General features: G+C 54.8%; 29 protein-coding genes. All 29 read right to left on the reverse strand.

What is annotated here, in order from left to right:
- Nucleotides 1-2 precede the first annotated feature (2 nt).
- The 29 genes from rpsK to rpsL all read right to left on the reverse strand — a co-directional run bounded on the left by rpsK (nt 3) and on the right by rpsL (nt 16106).
- The gene (gene rpsK / locus GWQ44_RS22050) at nt 3-392 is read right to left on the reverse strand and encodes a 30S ribosomal protein S11 (RefSeq protein ID WP_007924177.1); all 390 of its coding nucleotides are present in this window, start codon (nt 390-392) and stop codon (nt 3-5) included.
- A 30-nt stretch (nt 393-422) separates the two neighbouring features.
- Nucleotides 423-779, reverse strand: a complete 357-nt coding sequence (gene rpsM, locus GWQ44_RS22055) for a 30S ribosomal protein S13 (protein WP_003186020.1) — start codon at nt 777-779, stop codon at nt 423-425.
- Nucleotides 780-909: 130 nt separating this feature from the next.
- Nucleotides 910-1026 (reverse strand): 50S ribosomal protein L36, encoded by a 117-nt coding sequence (gene rpmJ, locus GWQ44_RS22060; RefSeq protein WP_002555468.1) that lies wholly within the window; start codon nt 1024-1026, stop codon nt 910-912.
- Between the two features lie 24 nt (nt 1027-1050).
- Nucleotides 1051-2379 carry a preprotein translocase subunit SecY gene (secY, locus tag GWQ44_RS22065; RefSeq protein WP_007924182.1) on the reverse strand — a complete coding sequence of 443 codons (1329 nt, stop codon included), beginning with the start codon at nt 2377-2379 and terminating at the stop codon, nt 1051-1053.
- Nucleotides 2380-2814 (reverse strand): 50S ribosomal protein L15, encoded by a 435-nt coding sequence (gene rplO, locus GWQ44_RS22070; protein ID WP_007924183.1) that lies wholly within the window; start codon nt 2812-2814, stop codon nt 2380-2382.
- Nucleotides 2815-2817: 3 nt separating this feature from the next.
- Complete coding sequence (gene rpmD / locus GWQ44_RS22075; RefSeq protein ID WP_003176408.1) at nt 2818-2994, reverse strand: 50S ribosomal protein L30; 177 nt, start codon at nt 2992-2994, stop codon at nt 2818-2820.
- A 2-nt stretch (nt 2995-2996) separates the two neighbouring features.
- Nucleotides 2997-3497, reverse strand: coding sequence for a 30S ribosomal protein S5 (gene rpsE / locus GWQ44_RS22080; RefSeq protein ID WP_007924184.1), 501 nt, complete (start codon nt 3495-3497; stop codon nt 2997-2999).
- A 3-nt stretch (nt 3498-3500) separates the two neighbouring features.
- Nucleotides 3501-3851 (reverse strand): 50S ribosomal protein L18, encoded by a 351-nt coding sequence (gene rplR / locus GWQ44_RS22085; protein WP_003186037.1) that lies wholly within the window; start codon nt 3849-3851, stop codon nt 3501-3503.
- Nucleotides 3852-3861: 10 nt separating this feature from the next.
- Nucleotides 3862-4395: a 50S ribosomal protein L6 gene (gene rplF / locus GWQ44_RS22090; protein ID WP_016966733.1), complete on the reverse strand. Its 534-nt coding sequence runs from the start codon at nt 4393-4395 to the stop codon at nt 3862-3864.
- 12 nt (nt 4396-4407) lie between these two features.
- Nucleotides 4408-4800, reverse strand: coding sequence for a 30S ribosomal protein S8 (rpsH, locus tag GWQ44_RS22095; protein WP_011063773.1), 393 nt, complete (start codon nt 4798-4800; stop codon nt 4408-4410).
- Nucleotides 4801-5007: 207 nt separating this feature from the next.
- On the reverse strand, nt 5008-5313 hold the full coding sequence (gene rpsN, locus GWQ44_RS22100) for a 30S ribosomal protein S14 (protein WP_275928279.1): 306 nt from the start codon (nt 5311-5313) through the stop codon (nt 5008-5010).
- 13 nt (nt 5314-5326) lie between these two features.
- A complete protein-coding gene (gene rplE, locus GWQ44_RS22105; protein ID WP_003210069.1) occupies nt 5327-5866 on the reverse strand; it encodes a 50S ribosomal protein L5 in 540 nt (179 codons plus the stop codon).
- Nucleotides 5867-5886: 20 nt separating this feature from the next.
- A complete protein-coding gene (gene rplX / locus GWQ44_RS22110) occupies nt 5887-6201 on the reverse strand; it encodes a 50S ribosomal protein L24 (RefSeq protein WP_007896770.1) in 315 nt (104 codons plus the stop codon).
- A gap of 11 nt (nt 6202-6212) precedes the next feature.
- Entirely contained in the window at nt 6213-6581 is a 369-nt protein-coding gene (rplN, locus tag GWQ44_RS22115) for a 50S ribosomal protein L14 (RefSeq protein ID WP_002555479.1), read from the reverse strand.
- Between the two features lie 23 nt (nt 6582-6604).
- Nucleotides 6605-6871, reverse strand: a complete 267-nt coding sequence (gene rpsQ / locus GWQ44_RS22120) for a 30S ribosomal protein S17 (protein ID WP_003194644.1) — start codon at nt 6869-6871, stop codon at nt 6605-6607.
- Nucleotides 6872-6873: 2 nt separating this feature from the next.
- A complete protein-coding gene (rpmC, locus tag GWQ44_RS22125; protein ID WP_057433756.1) occupies nt 6874-7065 on the reverse strand; it encodes a 50S ribosomal protein L29 in 192 nt (63 codons plus the stop codon).
- Nucleotides 7065-7478: a 50S ribosomal protein L16 gene (gene rplP, locus GWQ44_RS22130; RefSeq protein ID WP_003228729.1), complete on the reverse strand. Its 414-nt coding sequence runs from the start codon at nt 7476-7478 to the stop codon at nt 7065-7067. Before rplP ends, rpmC begins: the two co-directional genes overlap by 1 nt.
- A gap of 12 nt (nt 7479-7490) precedes the next feature.
- Nucleotides 7491-8177 carry a 30S ribosomal protein S3 gene (gene rpsC / locus GWQ44_RS22135; protein ID WP_007924192.1) on the reverse strand — a complete coding sequence of 229 codons (687 nt, stop codon included), beginning with the start codon at nt 8175-8177 and terminating at the stop codon, nt 7491-7493.
- Nucleotides 8178-8190: 13 nt separating this feature from the next.
- Nucleotides 8191-8523 carry a 50S ribosomal protein L22 gene (rplV, locus tag GWQ44_RS22140; RefSeq protein ID WP_003103908.1) on the reverse strand — a complete coding sequence of 111 codons (333 nt, stop codon included), beginning with the start codon at nt 8521-8523 and terminating at the stop codon, nt 8191-8193.
- 13 nt (nt 8524-8536) lie between these two features.
- A complete protein-coding gene (gene rpsS / locus GWQ44_RS22145) occupies nt 8537-8812 on the reverse strand; it encodes a 30S ribosomal protein S19 (RefSeq protein ID WP_002555486.1) in 276 nt (91 codons plus the stop codon).
- Nucleotides 8813-8828: 16 nt separating this feature from the next.
- A complete protein-coding gene (rplB, locus tag GWQ44_RS22150; RefSeq protein ID WP_011063775.1) occupies nt 8829-9653 on the reverse strand; it encodes a 50S ribosomal protein L2 in 825 nt (274 codons plus the stop codon).
- Nucleotides 9654-9667: 14 nt separating this feature from the next.
- On the reverse strand, nt 9668-9967 hold the full coding sequence (rplW, locus tag GWQ44_RS22155; protein WP_275928280.1) for a 50S ribosomal protein L23: 300 nt from the start codon (nt 9965-9967) through the stop codon (nt 9668-9670).
- On the reverse strand, nt 9964-10566 hold the full coding sequence (gene rplD / locus GWQ44_RS22160) for a 50S ribosomal protein L4 (protein WP_007924200.1): 603 nt from the start codon (nt 10564-10566) through the stop codon (nt 9964-9966). The genes rplW and rplD overlap by 4 nt, the downstream gene beginning before the upstream one ends.
- A 12-nt stretch (nt 10567-10578) precedes the next feature.
- On the reverse strand, nt 10579-11214 hold the full coding sequence (gene rplC, locus GWQ44_RS22165; RefSeq protein WP_007924205.1) for a 50S ribosomal protein L3: 636 nt from the start codon (nt 11212-11214) through the stop codon (nt 10579-10581).
- A gap of 80 nt (nt 11215-11294) precedes the next feature.
- Complete coding sequence (gene rpsJ / locus GWQ44_RS22170) at nt 11295-11606, reverse strand: 30S ribosomal protein S10 (protein ID WP_003186070.1); 312 nt, start codon at nt 11604-11606, stop codon at nt 11295-11297.
- Between the two features lie 140 nt (nt 11607-11746).
- Nucleotides 11747-12940, reverse strand: coding sequence for an elongation factor Tu (gene tuf / locus GWQ44_RS22175; RefSeq protein ID WP_060841339.1), 1194 nt, complete (start codon nt 12938-12940; stop codon nt 11747-11749).
- 34 nt (nt 12941-12974) lie between these two features.
- Complete coding sequence (fusA, locus tag GWQ44_RS22180) at nt 12975-15122, reverse strand: elongation factor G (protein WP_016968676.1); 2148 nt, start codon at nt 15120-15122, stop codon at nt 12975-12977.
- A 30-nt stretch (nt 15123-15152) separates the two neighbouring features.
- Nucleotides 15153-15623, reverse strand: a complete 471-nt coding sequence (gene rpsG, locus GWQ44_RS22185) for a 30S ribosomal protein S7 (RefSeq protein ID WP_007925959.1) — start codon at nt 15621-15623, stop codon at nt 15153-15155.
- Between the two features lie 111 nt (nt 15624-15734).
- Nucleotides 15735-16106: a 30S ribosomal protein S12 gene (rpsL, locus tag GWQ44_RS22190; protein ID WP_003186084.1), complete on the reverse strand. Its 372-nt coding sequence runs from the start codon at nt 16104-16106 to the stop codon at nt 15735-15737.
- Nucleotides 16107-16167: the final 61 nt, after the last annotated feature.

Raw genomic sequence — 16167 nt, forward strand, 5'->3', positions numbered from 1 at the left:
GATTACACGCGGCGCTTCTTCGGCGGACGGCACCCGTTGTGCGGGATTGGCGTCACGTCGGTGATGCTGGCGATCTTGTAGCCACAGCCGTTCAAAGCGCGGACTGCGGATTCACGACCTGGACCTGGGCCCTTGACGTTAACGTCGAGGTTCTTCAGGCCATATTCCAGCGCAGCTTGACCAGCACGTTCAGCGGCTACTTGAGCAGCAAACGGGGTGGACTTGCGAGAACCGCGGAAACCCGAACCACCGGAGGTTGCCCAGGAAAGAGCGTTACCTTGACGGTCGGTGATGGTCACGATGGTGTTGTTGAAAGACGCGTGGATGTGGGCGATGCCATCAACCACTGTCTTTTTAATCTTTTTACGAGGACGAGCAGCAGGTTTTGCCATGACTAAATTCCTGTCGATTCGCTGGTGCGATTACTTGCGGATCGGCTTACGCGGACCTTTGCGAGTACGCGCGTTGGTCTTGGTACGCTGACCGCGCACTGGAAGACCACGACGATGGCGCAGACCGCGGTAGCAGCCCAGATCCATCAAGCGTTTGATTTTCATGTTGATTTCGCGACGCAGGTCACCTTCAGTGGTGAACTTCGCCACTTCGCCACGCAGCTGTTCAATTTGCTCGTCGCTCAGATCCTTGATCTTCGCAGCTGGGTTGACCCCAGTCACCGCACAGATTTTCTGTGCAGTAGTGCGACCAACACCATAGATGTAGGTCAGCGAGATAACAGTATGCTTGTTATCTGGAATGTTAACGCCTGCAATACGGGCCATTCAGTGGGACTCCAATTGACAGCTACCTACGCCCCGGAAGCCAAGAAATAGGGCGCGAGATAATATCGCTGTAATAACAAATAATCAACCCGGCAGCGCACTAGCTGCCGGGCTTGAAGCACAATCACACTCAGCCTTGGCGCTGTTTGTGACGCGGTTCCGCGCTGCAAATTACTCGAACAACACCTTCGCGGCGAATAATCTTGCAGTTACGGCACAGCTTTTTCACCGATGCACGAACTTTCATCACCAACTCCTCGAACCTTATGGATTAGCGCAGCATGCCGCTGCCATAACCCTTCAGGTTGGCTTTCTTCATCAGGGATTCGTACTGGTGGGAAACGAGGTGCGATTGTACTTGCGACATAAAGTCCATAACAACCACGACCACGATCAGCAACGAGGTCCCGCCAAGGTAGAACGGAACGTTTGCAGCAACCACCAGGAACTGGGGCAACAGGCACACGGCCGTCATATATAGAGCACCGAACATGGTCAAGCGGGTCAGAACGCCATCAATGTAGCGCGCCGACTGCTCACCCGGACGGATGCCCGGAATAAAGGCACCGGACTTCTTCAGGTTTTCCGCTACGTCTTTCGGATTGAACATCAACGCCGTATAGAAGAAGCAGAAGAAAATAATCCCTGCACTAAACAGCAGAATATTCAACGGCTGACCAGGAGCGATCGACTGCGAGATGTCCTGCAACCAGCCCATACCTTCAGACTGACCGAACCAGGCACCCAACGAAGCCGGAAACAGCAAAATGCTGCTCGCGAAGATAGCAGGAATAACACCGGCCATATTCACTTTCAGCGGCAAGTGGCTGGTCTGCGCAGCAAACACCTTACGGCCCTGCTGACGCTTGGCGTAGTGAACAGCAATACGACGCTGGCCACGCTCAATGAACACCACGAAACCGATAATCGCTACTGCCAGCAAACCGATTGCAACCAGGGCAAAAATATTGATATCACCCTGACGTGCAGACTCGAAAGACTGCCCGATCGCTCTCGGAAGACCGGCGACGATACCTGCGAAAATCAACATCGAGATACCGTTGCCAACACCACGCTCAGTAATCTGCTCACCCAGCCACATCATGAACATCGCACCAGCCACAAAAGTGGATACCGCGACGAAATGGAAGCCAAAGTCACCAGTGAACGCAACGCCCTGCCCCGCCAGACCAACGGACATGCCGATGGCCTGAACCAGAGCTAGGACGACAGTGCCGTAGCGGGTGTACTGGCTGATCTTGCGACGGCCAGCTTCACCTTCCTTCTTCAACTGCTCCAGCTGCGGGCTGACGGCGGTCATCAGCTGCATGATGATCGATGCCGAGATGTACGGCATGATCCCCAGTGCAAAGATGCTCATCCGCTCCAGCGCGCCGCCGGAAAACATGTTGAACAAGCTAAGAATGGTCCCCTCATTCTGTCGAAACAGGTCTGCGAGTCGGTCAGGGTTAATACCTGGAACCGGGATGTGTGCGCCTATTCGGTAGACGATAATCGCCAAGAACAGAAAACGCAGACGAGCCCAGAGTTCAGACATACCGCCTTTGCCGAGCGCAGAGAGAGCACCTTGCTTAGCCATTTATTCCTCGAACTTGCCGCCAGCTGCTTCGATAGCCGCACGCGCACCTTTGGTGGCGGCGATACCCTTGATGGTCACAGCGCGAGTAACTTCGCCGGACAGCATGATTTTCACACGCTGAACGTTCTGGTTAATCACGTTGGCATCTTTCAGGGACTGCACAGTGACGATGTCGCCTTCCACTTTAGCCAGTTCGGACAGACGCACTTCTGCGCGGTCCATGGCTTTCAAGGAAACGAAACCGAACTTGGGCAGGCGACGATGCAGCGGCTGTTGGCCGCCTTCAAAGCCTGGAGCAATGGTGCCACCGGAGCGGGAAGTCTGACCTTTGTGACCACGGCCACCAGTCTTACCCAAACCACTACCGATACCACGGCCCGGACGATGCTTTTCGCGACGGGAACCCGGCGCTGGACTCAGATCATTGAGTTTCATCGATTAACCCTCGACACGCAGCATGTAGTAAGCCTTGTTGATCATCCCGCGATTCTCGGGAGTATCCTGGACTTCTACAGTGTGACCGATGCGACGCAGACCCAGACCCTTAACGCACAGTTTGTGGTTAGGGATACGGCCGGTCATGCTTTTGATCAGCGTTACTTTTACGGTAGCCATGATCAGATGATCTCCTGGACGCTTTTGCCACGCTTGGCGGCAATGGATTCAGGGGACTGCATAGCCTTCAAACCCTTGAAAGTGGCGTGAACCACGTTTACTGGGTTAGTCGAGCCATAGCACTTGGCCAGAACGTTCTGAACACCAGCCACTTCGAGAACGGCACGCATAGCGCCGCCAGCGATGATACCGGTACCTTCAGAAGCAGGCTGCATGTACACCTTCGAAGCGCCGTGGGCGGACTTCATAGCGTATTGCAGAGTGGTGCCGTTCAGATCAACTTGGATCATGTTGCGGCGAGCAGCTTCCATTGCCTTCTGGATCGCAGCAGGCACTTCACGCGACTTGCCACGGCCGAAGCCAACACGGCCTTTACCATCACCAACCACGGTCAACGCGGTGAAGGTGAAGATACGGCCGCCTTTAACGGTTTTGGCTACGCGGTTAACTTGAACCAGCTTCTCGATGTAGCCTTCGTCGCGCTTTTGGTCGTTATTTGACATAACTTAGAACTCCAGCCCAGCTTCACGAGCAGCATCAGCCAGCGCCTTGACGCGGCCGTGGTACTTGAAGCCAGAGCGGTCGAAAGCCACCTGCGAGACGCCAGCGGCTTTTGCACGCGTAGCGACCAGCTGGCCAACCTTAGTGGCCGCGTCGATGTTGCCAGTGGCGCCATCACGCAGTTCTTTATCCAAAGTCGAGGCACTTGCCAGGACTTTGTTGCCGTCGGCCGAAATGACCTGGGCGTAGATGTGCTGCGAAGAGCGGAACACGCAGAGACGCACGACTTCGAGTTCGTGCATTTTCAGGCGTGCTTTGCGAGCGCGACGCAGTCGAGTAACTTTTTTGTCGGTCATTTGCTATGCCCTACTTCTTCTTGGCTTCTTTACGACGGACGACTTCGTCCGCGTAGCGCACACCTTTACCTTTGTAAGGCTCTGGTGGACGGAAGTCGCGGATCTCAGCGGCCACTTGACCTACCAGCTGCTTATCGATGCCCCGGATCAGGATATCGGTCTGGCTAGGAGTCTCAGCGGTGATGCCTTCCGGCAGTTCGTAATCCACTGGATGCGAGAAGCCGAGGGCCAGGTTCAGCACTGTGCCTTTTGCTTGTGCCTTGTAACCAACACCGACCAGCTGGAGCTTACGCTCGAAGCCTTGGCTTACGCCTTGGACCATGTTGTTTACCAGAGCACGAGTGGTACCGGCCATTGCACGAGTTTGTTGGTCGCCATTGCGAGCAGCAAAACGCAGCTCACCAGCTTCCTCAACAATTTCAACGGACGAGTGAACGTTCAGTTCGAGAGTGCCCTTGGCACCCTTCACCGAAAGCTGTTGGCCGGCGAATTTAACTTCGACACCAGCTGGCAGCTTAACGGGGTTCTTAGCGACGCGAGACATGCTTATCCCCCCTTAGAACACAGTGCAAAGAACTTCGCCGCCGACACCGGCAGCGCGCGCAGCACGATCAGTCATCACACCTTTGTTGGTGGAGACGATAGACACGCCAAGGCCGCCACGAACTTTCGGCAACTCTTCAACGGACTTGTACTGACGCAGGCCTGGACGGCTAACGCGCTTCACTTCCTCGATGACCGGACGGCCTTCGAAGTATTTCAGCTCGATGGACAGCAGAGGCTTGATTTCGCTGCTGATCTGATAACCCGCGATGTAACCTTCGTCCTTCAGGACTTTTGCTACAGCCACCTTCAGCGTGGAAGACGGCATGCTTACGACGGACTTTTCAGCCATCTGGGCATTACGGATTCGAGTTAGCATGTCCGCTAACGGGTCCTGCATACTCATGGGCTAGATGCTCCTGATACAAAAAGAATTAGCCTTGCGGCTACAACTGTCGCCGAGAAATTCCGGGCAAAAAACACGGGCTCAGGCGAGCCGATCATTCTAGACACACCCCAGAAATGAATCAAGCCCCAAAAGGGGCTTGATTCAAGTTCAAGGCCACCGGTGATCGGGATCTTGCGACACCGAACACCGCGACTTTGATAGCTATTACCAGCTGGCTTTGACCAGACCTGGTACGTCACCACGCATTGCGGCTTCACGCAGCTTGTTACGGCCCAGGCCGAACTTGCGGTAAACGCCGTGCGGACGACCAGTCAGGCGGCAGCGGTTACGCATGCGCGAAGCGCTCGCGTCACGTGGCTGCTTCTGCAGAGCTACGGTAGCTTCCCAACGAGCCTCTGGACTTGCGTTCAGATCCACGATGATAGCTTTCAGCGCTGCACGCTTGGTGGCGTACTTGGCAACGGTGAGCTTACGCTTCAGCTCACGGTTCTTCATGCTCTTCTTGGCCATTTTCCTACTCCAATCAGTTGCGGAACGGGAATTTGAAAGCACGCAGCAGAGCGCGGCCTTCGTCATCGTTCTTGGCAGTGGTGGTCAGGGTAATGTCCAGACCGCGGAGAGCATCGATCTTGTCGTAATCGATTTCCGGGAAAATGATCTGCTCTTTCACGCCCATGCTGTAGTTGCCACGACCATCGAAGGACTTGGCATTCAGGCCGCGGAAGTCGCGAACCCGAGGCAGGGAGATCGACAGCAGACGATCCAGGAACTCGTACATACGCTCACGGCGCAGAGTCACTTTGACGCCGATCGGCCATCCTTCGCGGACTTTGAAGCCAGCGATGGATTTACGAGCGTAGGTCACAACGACTTTCTGGCCGGTGATCTTTTCCAGGTCAGCAACAGCGTGCTCGATGACTTTTTTGTCGCCGATCGCTTCGCCCAGACCCATGTTCAGGGTGATTTTGGTAACGCGCGGAACTTCCATCACGTTCGAAAGCTTAAGTTCTTCCTTAAGTTTCGGAGCGATTTCCTTCCGGTAAATCTCTTTTAGTCGTGCCATGGTCTTCTACCTAGCAGTGTTCAAGCATCAACCGCTTTTTGGGTCGACTTGAAGACACGAATTTTTTTGCCGTCTTCTACTTTGAAACCAACGCGGTCAGCCTTGTTGGTTTCGCCGTTGAAAATGGCGACGTTGGAAGCGTGCAGTGGCGCTTCTTTCTCGACGATACCGCCCTGTACGCCCGACATCGGGTTAGGCTTGGTATGACGCTTGACCAGATTCAGGCCACCGACGACCAGACGGTCATCAGCCAGAACCTTAAGCACCTTACCGCGCTTACCTTTGTCTTTGCCGGCGATCACGATGATCTCGTCGTCACGACGAATCTTTTGCATGTCGGATCTCCTTACAGCACTTCTGGGGCGAGCGAGACGATCTTCATGAACTTCTCAGTACGAAGCTCACGGGTCACTGGCCCAAAGATACGGGTGCCGATCGGCTCTTGCTTGTTGTTCAACAGAACAGCAGCGTTGCCATCAAAGCGGATGATGGAGCCGTCAGCACGACGAACACCATGGCGAGTGCGGACTACAACAGCAGTCATCACTTGGCCTTTTTTCACCTTACCGCGAGGAATTGCTTCCTTGACGGTCACTTTGATGATGTCACCGATACCAGCGTAACGACGATGGGAGCCACCCAGCACCTTGATGCACATAACGCGGCGAGCGCCGCTGTTATCGGCCACATCGAGCATGGATTGAGTCTGAATCATATAATTTCTCCGACCCCTAGCCCTTAGACTTCCACAGCGCGTTCGAGAACATCAACCAGGGCCCAAGACTTGGTCTTGGCCATCGGACGAGTTTCACGAATAGTGACTTTGTCGCCGATGTGGCACTGATTGGTTTCGTCGTGCGCGTGCAGCTTAGTCGAACGCTTAACGTATTTACCGTAGATAGGGTGCTTAACGCGACGCTCGATCAGAACGGTGATGGTCTTGTCCATCTTGTCGCTGACAACACGGCCAGTCAGCGTACGGACAGTTTTTTCGGCTTCAGCCATGATTACTTACCTGCCTGCTGGTTGAGCACAGTCTTCACGCGAGCGATGTCACGCTTAACTTGCGAGAGCAGATGAGACTGCCCCAACTGGCCAGTTGCTTTCTGCATACGCAGATTGAACTGGTCGCGCAGCAGGCCGAGCAGTTGCTCGCTCAGCTGCTGTGCGGATTTTTCACGAAGTTCATTCGCTTTCATCACATCACCGTCCGTTTAACAAAGGAGGTGGCGAGCGGCAGCTTTGCAGCAGCCAGGGCGAAAGCCTCACGCGCCAGCTCTTCAGAAACACCCTCGATTTCATACAGGACTTTGCCTGGCTGAATCTGGGCAACCCAGTATTCGACGTTACCCTTACCTTTACCCATCCGAACTTCGAGTGGCTTTTTGGAAATAGGCTTGTCCGGGAATACACGGATCCAGATCTTGCCACCACGTTTTACGTGACGGGTCAGAGCACGACGCGCTGACTCGATCTGACGAGCGGTGAGACGACCACGAGCAACAGACTTCAGCGCGAACTCGCCGAAGCTGACTTTGCTACCGCGCAATGCCAGACCACGGTTGTGGCCGGTCATTTGCTTGCGGAACTTCGTACGCTTTGGTTGCAACATTTGGCGTACCCCTTACTTAGCAGCTTTTTTACGAGGCGCAGGTGCTTGCGGCTTCAGCTCTTCTTGGCGACCACCAATTACTTCGCCTTTGAAGATCCAAACCTTCACACCGATCACACCGTAGGTGGTGTGAGCTTCGTAGGTGGCATAGTCGATATCGGCACGCAGGGTGTGCAGTGGCACACGACCTTCGCGATACCATTCAGTACGTGCGATTTCAGCACCGCCGAGACGACCGCTCACTTGGATTTTGATGCCTTTGGCACCAATGCGCATGGCGTTCTGTACAGCGCGCTTCATAGCACGACGGAACATTACGCGGCGCTCCAGCTGCTGAGCTACGCTCTGCGCAACCAGCATACCGTCGAGCTCCGGCTTGCGGATCTCTTCGATATTGATGTGCACAGGCACACCCATTTGCTTGGTCAGGTCCTGACGCAGCTTCTCAACATCTTCACCTTTCTTGCCGATCACGATGCCGGGACGAGCGGTGTGGATGGTGATGCGTGCAGTTTGAGCCGGACGATGGATATCGATACGGCTTACGGACGCGCTTTTTAGTTTGTCTTGGAGATACTCACGCACATTCAGATCTGCGAGCAAATAGTCCGCATAAGTCCGACCGTCTGCGTACCAGACGGAGGTGTGCTCCTTGACGATTCCCAGGCGAATGCCAATGGGATGTACTTTCTGACCCATCTCTTCGACTCCGTTACTTGTCAGCAACCTTGACAGTGATATGGCAAGACCGCTTGACGATGCGATCAGCACGGCCTTTGGCACGTGGCATGATGCGCTTCAGCGAACGCCCTTCGTTGACGAAAACGGTGGAGACCTTCAGGTCATCAACGTCTGCGCCTTCGTTATGCTCGGCGTTGGCTACGGCCGACTCCAGCACTTTCTTCATGATCTCGGCGGCTTTCTTACTGCTGAAAGCCAACAGGTTGAGCGCTTCGCCCACCTTCTTCCCGCGGATCTGGTCGGCGACCAAGCGGGCTTTCTGGGCGGAGATTCGAGCGCCCGACAACTTAGCGGCTACTTCCATCATTCCTTACCCCTTAACGCTTGGCTTTCTTGTCAGCCACGTGCCCGCGATATGTACGGGTACCGGCGAACTCGCCCAGTTTGTGGCCGACCATGTCTTCGTTCACGAGAACTGGAACATGTTGACGACCGTTATGCACAGCAATGGTCAGACCGACCATTTGTGGCAGGATCATGGAACGGCGCGACCAGGTCTTAACTGGTTTGCGATCGTTCTTTTCCGCCGCCACTTCGATCTTCTTCAGTAGGTGAAGATCAATAAAAGGACCTTTTTTCAGAGAACGTGGCACTGTCGTATCCCTCTATTTACTTGCGACGACGGACGATCATTTTGTCGGTACGCTTATTACCACGAGTCTTCGCGCCCTTAGTCGGGAAGCCCCATGGCGATACCGGATGACGACCACCAGAGGTACGACCTTCACCACCACCATGTGGGTGGTCAACCGGGTTCATGGCAACACCACGAACGGTTGGGCGAACGCCACGCCAGCGTTTGGCACCAGCTTTACCCAGCGAACGCAGGCTGTGCTCGGAGTTCGAGACTTCGCCCAGGGTCGCACGGCACTCAGCCAGCACTTTACGCATCTCACCAGAACGCAGACGCAGGGTCACGTAGACACCTTCACGAGCGACCAGCTGAGCCGAAGCACCAGCCGAACGAGCGATTTGCGCGCCTTTACCTGGCTTCAGTTCGATGCCGTGTACGGTGCTACCAACTGGAATGTTGCGCAACTGCAGAGCGTTGCCCGGCTTGATCGGCGCCAGAGCACCTGCGATCAGCTGGTCACCAGCGCTCACGCCTTTAGGGGCGATGATGTAGCGACGCTCGCCATCTGCGTACAGCAGCAGAGCGATGTGAGCAGTACGGTTTGGATCGTATTCAATACGCTCGACAGTGGCAGCGATGCCATCTTTGTCGTTGCGACGGAAGTCGACCAGACGGTAATGCTGCTTATGACCACCACCAACGTGACGAGTGGTAATACGGCCATTGTTGTTACGACCACCAGACTTCGACTTCTTCTCGAGCAGCGGTGCGTGAGGAGCGCCTTTATGCAGCTCCTGGTTGACCACCTTGACCACAAAACGGCGGCCAGGGGAAGTCGGTTTGCATTTAACGATTGCCATGATGCACCCCTTCCTTACTCAGCACTGCTGCTGAAATCGAGATCTTGGCCTGGCTGAAGGGAGATAACTGCCTTCTTCCAGTCATTACGCTTGCCCAGACCGCGAGCGGTACGCTTGCTCTTACCCAGAATGTTCAGGGTAGTAACGCGCTCCACTTTCACGCTGAACAGGCTTTCGACGGCCTTCTTGATTTCCAGCTTGGTTGCATCAGTAGCAACCTTGAAAACGAACTGGCCTTTCTTGTCTGCCAGAACCGTAGCCTTCTCGGAAACGTGCGGGCCAAGCAGAACTTTAAATACGCGTTCCTGGTTCATCCCAGCAGCTCCTCGAATTTCTTCACGGCCGACACAGTGATCAACACTTTGTCGTATGCGATCAGACTAACTGGATCGGAACCTTGCACGTCACGTACATCAACGTGAGGCAGGTTACGAGCAGCCAGGTACAGGTTCTGATCAACAGCGTCCGACACGATCAGAACGTCGGTCAGGCTCATGTTGTTCAGTTTGCCCAGCAGATCTTTGGTTTTCGGAGTTTCAACAGCGAAATCCTGAACCACGACCAGACGATCAGTACGCACCAGCTCAGCAAGGATGGAACGCATTGCTGCGCGATACATCTTCTTGTTCAGCTTCTGGGAGTGATCCTGAGGACGAGCTGCGAAAGTGGTACCGCCGCCACGCCAGATTGGGCTACGGATAGTACCGGCACGAGCACGGCCAGTACCTTTCTGACGCCATGGGCGCTTGCCGCCACCGGAAACGTCGGAACGGGTCTTTTGCTGCTTGCTACCTTGACGGCCGCCGGCCATGTAGGCCACGACTGCTTGGTGAACCAGCGTCTCGTTGAATTCGCCGCCAAATGTCAGTTCGGAAACTTCGATCGCTTGAGCGTCATTTACATTTAATTGCATGTCAGCTTCCCCTTAACCGCGAGCCTTGGCCGCCGGACGTACAACCAGGTTGCCGCCAGTAGCGCCAGGAACAGCACCCTTGACCAACAACAGATTGCGTTCAGCGTCGACGCGCACTACTTCCAGGGACTGCACGGTCACGCGCTCAGCGCCCATATGACCGGACATTTTTTTGCCCTTGAATACACGACCAGGAGTCTGGCACTGGCCAATAGAGCCCGGGACGCGGTGGGAAACGGAGTTACCGTGGGTGTTATCTTGACCGCGGAAATTCCAACGCTTGATGGTACCGGCGAAGCCTTTACCTTTCGACTGACCGGTAACATCTACCAGTTGGCCAGCTGCGAAGATTTCTGCATTGATCAGATCGCCAGCTTGGTACTCGCCTTCTTCAAGACGGAATTCCCAAACGCCACGACCAGCAGCAACGTTCGCTTTAGCGAAGTGACCTGCTTGAGCAGCAGTCACGCGCGAAGCACGACGCTCACCTACAGTGACTTGCACTGCACGATAGCCATCGGTTTCTTCAGTTTTGAACTGGGTGACGCGATTCGGCTCGATCTCAATGACCGTGACCGGAATGGAGACACCTTCTTCGGTGAAAATACGGGTCATACCGCATTTACGACCGACTACACCAATAGTCATGTTGTAAACCTCATGAGTGTACGGGGCTTTCACCCGCTATGGCCGCCCATTTCAGAGCGTTACACGACTAAGACCGAGTCTTAGCCGAGGCTGATCTGCACTTCCACACCTGCCGCAAGATCAAGCTTCATAAGTGCGTCAACGGTTTTATCCGTTGGCTGGACGATGTCCAGGACACGCTTATGAGTACGGATCTCGTACTGGTCACGCGCGTCTTTGTTGACGTGCGGGGAGACCAGAACGGTGAACCGCTCTTTACGGGTAGGCAGTGGAATTGGACCACGCACTTGAGCACCAGTACGTTTCGCGGTTTCCACGATTTCCTGGGTGGATTGGTCGATCAGGCGATGGTCGAAAGCCTTCAACCTGATACGGATTTGCTGATTTTGCATTGGATTTCAGACTCCAGGCTGCTATTCCCACCGGGCGCAATACGCCCGTTAAAAGGAGGCGCAATTCTATAGACGGCCCCACAGAGTGTCAACCCAATAAAAAAGCCCCCGCAAGCGGGGGCTTCTTCATGAGTCGTCGATTACTCGATGACTTTGGCTACGACGCCGGCGCCGACGGTACGACCGCCTTCACGGATAGCGAAACGCAGACCATCTTCCATCGCGATGGTTTTGATCAGAGTGACAGTCATCTGGATGTTGTCACCTGGCATTACCATTTCAACGCCTTCTGGCAGCTCGCAGTTACCAGTCACGTCAGTAGTACGGAAGTAGAACTGTGGACGGTAGCCTTTGAAGAACGGAGTATGACGGCCGCCTTCTTCTTTGCTCAGAACGTAAACTTCAGCGGTGAACTTGGTGTGAGGCTTAACGGTGCCTGGCTTAACCAGAACCTGGCCACGCTCAACGTCGTCACGCTTGGTACCACGCAGCAGAACGCCGCAGTTCTCGCCAGCACGACCTTCGTCGAGCAGCTTGCGGAACATTTCAACGCCGGTGCAGGTAGTTTTCTGAGTGTCGCGCAGACCGACGATCTCAACCTCTTCCTGGATGCGGACGATACCACGCTCAACACGGCCAGTTACCACGGTGCCACGACCGGAGATCGAGAACACGTCTTCGATTGGCATCAGGAACGGCTTGTCGATTGCACGCTCTGGCTCTGGGATGTAGGTATCCAGAGTTTCTACCAGACGCTTAACAGCGGTGGTACCCATTTCGTTGTCGTCTTGGCCGTTCAGAGCCATCAGAGCCGAACCGATGATGATCGGAGTGTCGTCACCTGGGAAGTCGTAAGTGCTCAGCAGATCGCGCACTTCCATCTCAACCAGTTCCAGCAGTTCAGCGTCGTCAACCATGTCAGCCTTGTTCAGGAAGACAACGATGTACGGAACGCCTACCTGACGGGACAGCAGGATGTGCTCACGAGTTTGTGGCATCGGACCATCGGCAGCCGAGCAAACCAGGATCGCGCCATCCATCTGGGCAGCACCAGTGATCATGTTTTTGACGTAGTCGGCGTGACCTGGGCAGTCAACGTGCGCGTAGTGACGAATGTGCGAATCGTACTCTACGTGCGCAGTGTTGATGGTGATACCACGAGCCTTTTCTTCTGGGGCGCTGTCGATCTTGTCGAAGTCAACACGAGCCGAACCGAAAACTTCGGAGCAAACGCGAGTCAGAGCAGCAGTCAGAGTGGTTTTACCGTGGTCAACGTGACCGATAGTGCCAACGTTGACGTGCGGTTTGTTACGTTCAAATTTTTCTTTAGCCACGACAATAAACTCCTAGCCTAAAGGGGAGACTGAATCAGCCTTGTTTTTTAACGAGAGCTTCGACGATGTTCGACGGAGCTTCGGCGTATTTGGAGAATTCCATGGAGTAGCTCGCGCGACCCTGAGACATGGAACGAACGTCAGTTGCGTAACCGAACATTTCACCCAGTGGTACCTCGGCACGGATAACCTTGCCGGACACCGAGTCATCCATACCCTGAATCAGACCACGACGACGGTTCAGGTCACCCATCACGTCACCCATGTAGTCCTCTGGGGTTACCACTTCAACCTTCATGATCGGCTCGAGCACAACACCGCCACCCTTCTGGGCCAGCTGCTTGGTCGCCATGGAGGCTGCCACCTTGAACGCCATCTCGTTGGAGTCGACGTCGTGGTAGGAACCATCGAACACGGTAGCCTTCAGGCCGATCAGCGGATAACCGGCAACGACGCCGTTCTTCATCTGCTCTTCGATACCCTTCTGGATAGCCGGGATGTATTCCTTAGGAACCACACCACCAACAACTTCGTTGGTGAAGACCAGACCTTCGGTGATGTTGCCGCTCGCGTCGACGTCCGGCTCCGAGAAACGGATCCAGCAGTGACCGAACTGACCGCGACCACCCGATTGACGAACGAATTTGCCTTCGATCTCAACGTTGCTCTTGGTGATCTTCTCGCGGTACGAAACTTGCGGCTTGCCGATGTTGGCTTCGACGTTGAACTCGCGCTTCATGCGGTCAACGAGGATGTCCAGGTGCAGCTCACCCATACCGGAAATGATGGTCTGACCAGTCTCTTCGTCAGTCTTGACGCGGAACGACGGGTCTTCCTGAGCCAGTTTGCCCAGTGCAATACCCATCTTCTCCTGGTCCTGCTTGGTTTTCGGCTCTACCGCTACCGAAATTACAGGCTCAGGGAAGTCCATACGCTCAAGAATGATCTGCTTGTCCAGATCGCACAAAGTATCACCAGTGGTGACGTCCTTCATGCCGATCAGGGCAGCGATATCGCCTGCACGTACTTCCTTGATCTCTTCACGCTGGTTGGCGTGCATCTGCACCATACGACCAACGCGCTCTTTCTTGCCCTTGACCGAGTTGATCACGGAGTCGCCCGAGCTCAGGAAGCCCGAGTAAACGCGCACGAAAGTCAGAGTACCAACGAACGGGTCGGTAGCGATCTTGAATGCCAGAGCCGAGAACGGTTCAGCATCGTCAGCGTGACGCTCGTCGTAATCAGCCTCTACCAGCTCATCCTTCGGCTTCTCGATGAGATCCGGATGGATACCTTTGATCGCCGGGATCTCGGTAGGAGCAGGCAGGAAGTCGATAACAGCGTCGAGAACCAAGGGAACACCCTTGTTCTTGAACGAAGAACCGCAGACAGCCGGAACGATTTCGCTAGCCAGGGTGCGCGCACGCAGACCAGCCTTGATCTCTTCTGGAGTCAGGTCACCTTCTTCAAGGTACTTGTTCATCAGCTCTTCGTTGGCTTCAGCAGCTGCTTCAACCATGTTGGAGCGCCACTCGTTAGCCAGGTCCAGCATATCAGCAGGAATTTCTTCCTCGCGATAGGTAGTACCCTTGTCGTCGTCGTTCCAGTAGATAGCCTTCATCTTGATCAGATCAACCTGACCTTCGAAGTTATCTTCAGCGCCGATAGCCAGCTGAACCGGAACCGGGGTATGCCCCAGGCGATTCTTGATCTGACCGACAACGCGCAGGAAGTTAGCACCAGCACGGTCCATCTTGTTCACGTAAACAACACGTGGAACGCCGTACTTGTTGGCTTGACGCCATACGGTTTCGGACTGAGGCTCAACACCGGAAGTACCGCAGAACACAACGACCGCGCCGTCGAGTACGCGCAGAGAGCGCTCTACTTCAATGGTGAAGTCTACGTGGCCCGGGGTATCGATAACGTTGACACGATAGTTATCGTATTGGCCGCGCGAACCTTTCCAGAAGGTAGTTACAGCAGCGGAGGTAATGGTGATACCACGCTCCTGCTCCTGCACCATCCAGTCGGTGGTAGCAGCGCCGTCATGCACCTCACCCATCTTGTGGCTGAGACCTGTGTAAAACAGGATCCGCTCGGTAGTGGTAGTCTTGCCCGCGTCAACGTGGGCACAGATACCGATGTTACGGTAGCGGTTGATTGCTGTAGTACGAGCCATAAAGCCCTCGCAAAATGAATGATGCTGAGATTAGAAGCGGTAGTGCGAGAAAGCCTTGTTGGCTTCAGCCATACGGTGAACGTCTTCACGCTTCTTAACTGCAGCACCTTTGCCTTCGGCAGCGTCCAGCAGTTCGCCAGCCAAACGCAGAGCCATAGACTTCTCGCCGCGCTTGCGGGCGAAGTCTACCAACCAGCGCATTGCCAGAGCGTTACGACGGGACGGACGAACTTCGACCGGAACCTGGTAAGTAGCACCGCCTACACGGCGCGACTTCACTTCGACCAGCGGAGCGATGGCGTCGAGAGCTTTCTCGAAGATTTCCAGGGGATCGCTGTTCTTGCGCTCTTTAACTTTTTCCAGCGCGCCATAAACGATACGCTCGGCAACGGCTTTCTTGCCGCTCTCCATTACGTGGTTCATGAACTTGGCGAGGATCTGGCTTCCGTATTTCGGATCGTCCAGAATCTCACGTTTGGCTGCTACGCGACGTCTTGGCATTGATAAGCCCTCAAACGGTCTTCAGGTTAGCTCGGGACAGTTGATCCAATGGACGCGTGCCCGACCTTACTCTTATCGACTCAATATAATTAAAAACTGCAAAACGACCGATTACTTCGGACGCTTGGTACCGTACTTCGAACGACCTTGGTTACGACCTTTAACGCCGGAAGTATCCAGGGAGCCGCGAACGGTGTGATAACGAACACCTGGCAAGTCTTTTACACGACCGCCGCGAATCAGAACGACGCTGTGCTCTTGCAGGTTGTGGCCTTCACCACCGATGTACGAGGAAACCTCGAAACCGTTGGTCAGACGCACACGGCATACTTTACGCAGTGCCGAGTTAGGTTTTTTCGGCGTAGTGGTGTACACGCGAGTGCACACGCCACGACGTTGCGGGCAGTTCTGCAGCGCAGGCACGTCGGATTTCTCGACGATACGCTTACGCGGCTGACGTACCAGCTGGTTGATAGTTGCCATCTACTAGCTCCACTGTTGTCTTTCGACATAAACAAAATGGCAGAGCAGGAGCTCCACCAAA

The organism is Pseudomonas sp. 3MA1, from assembly GCF_029237275.1.
In the GTDB taxonomy this organism is placed as follows: domain Bacteria; phylum Pseudomonadota; class Gammaproteobacteria; order Pseudomonadales; family Pseudomonadaceae; genus Aquipseudomonas; species Aquipseudomonas fluorescens_AP.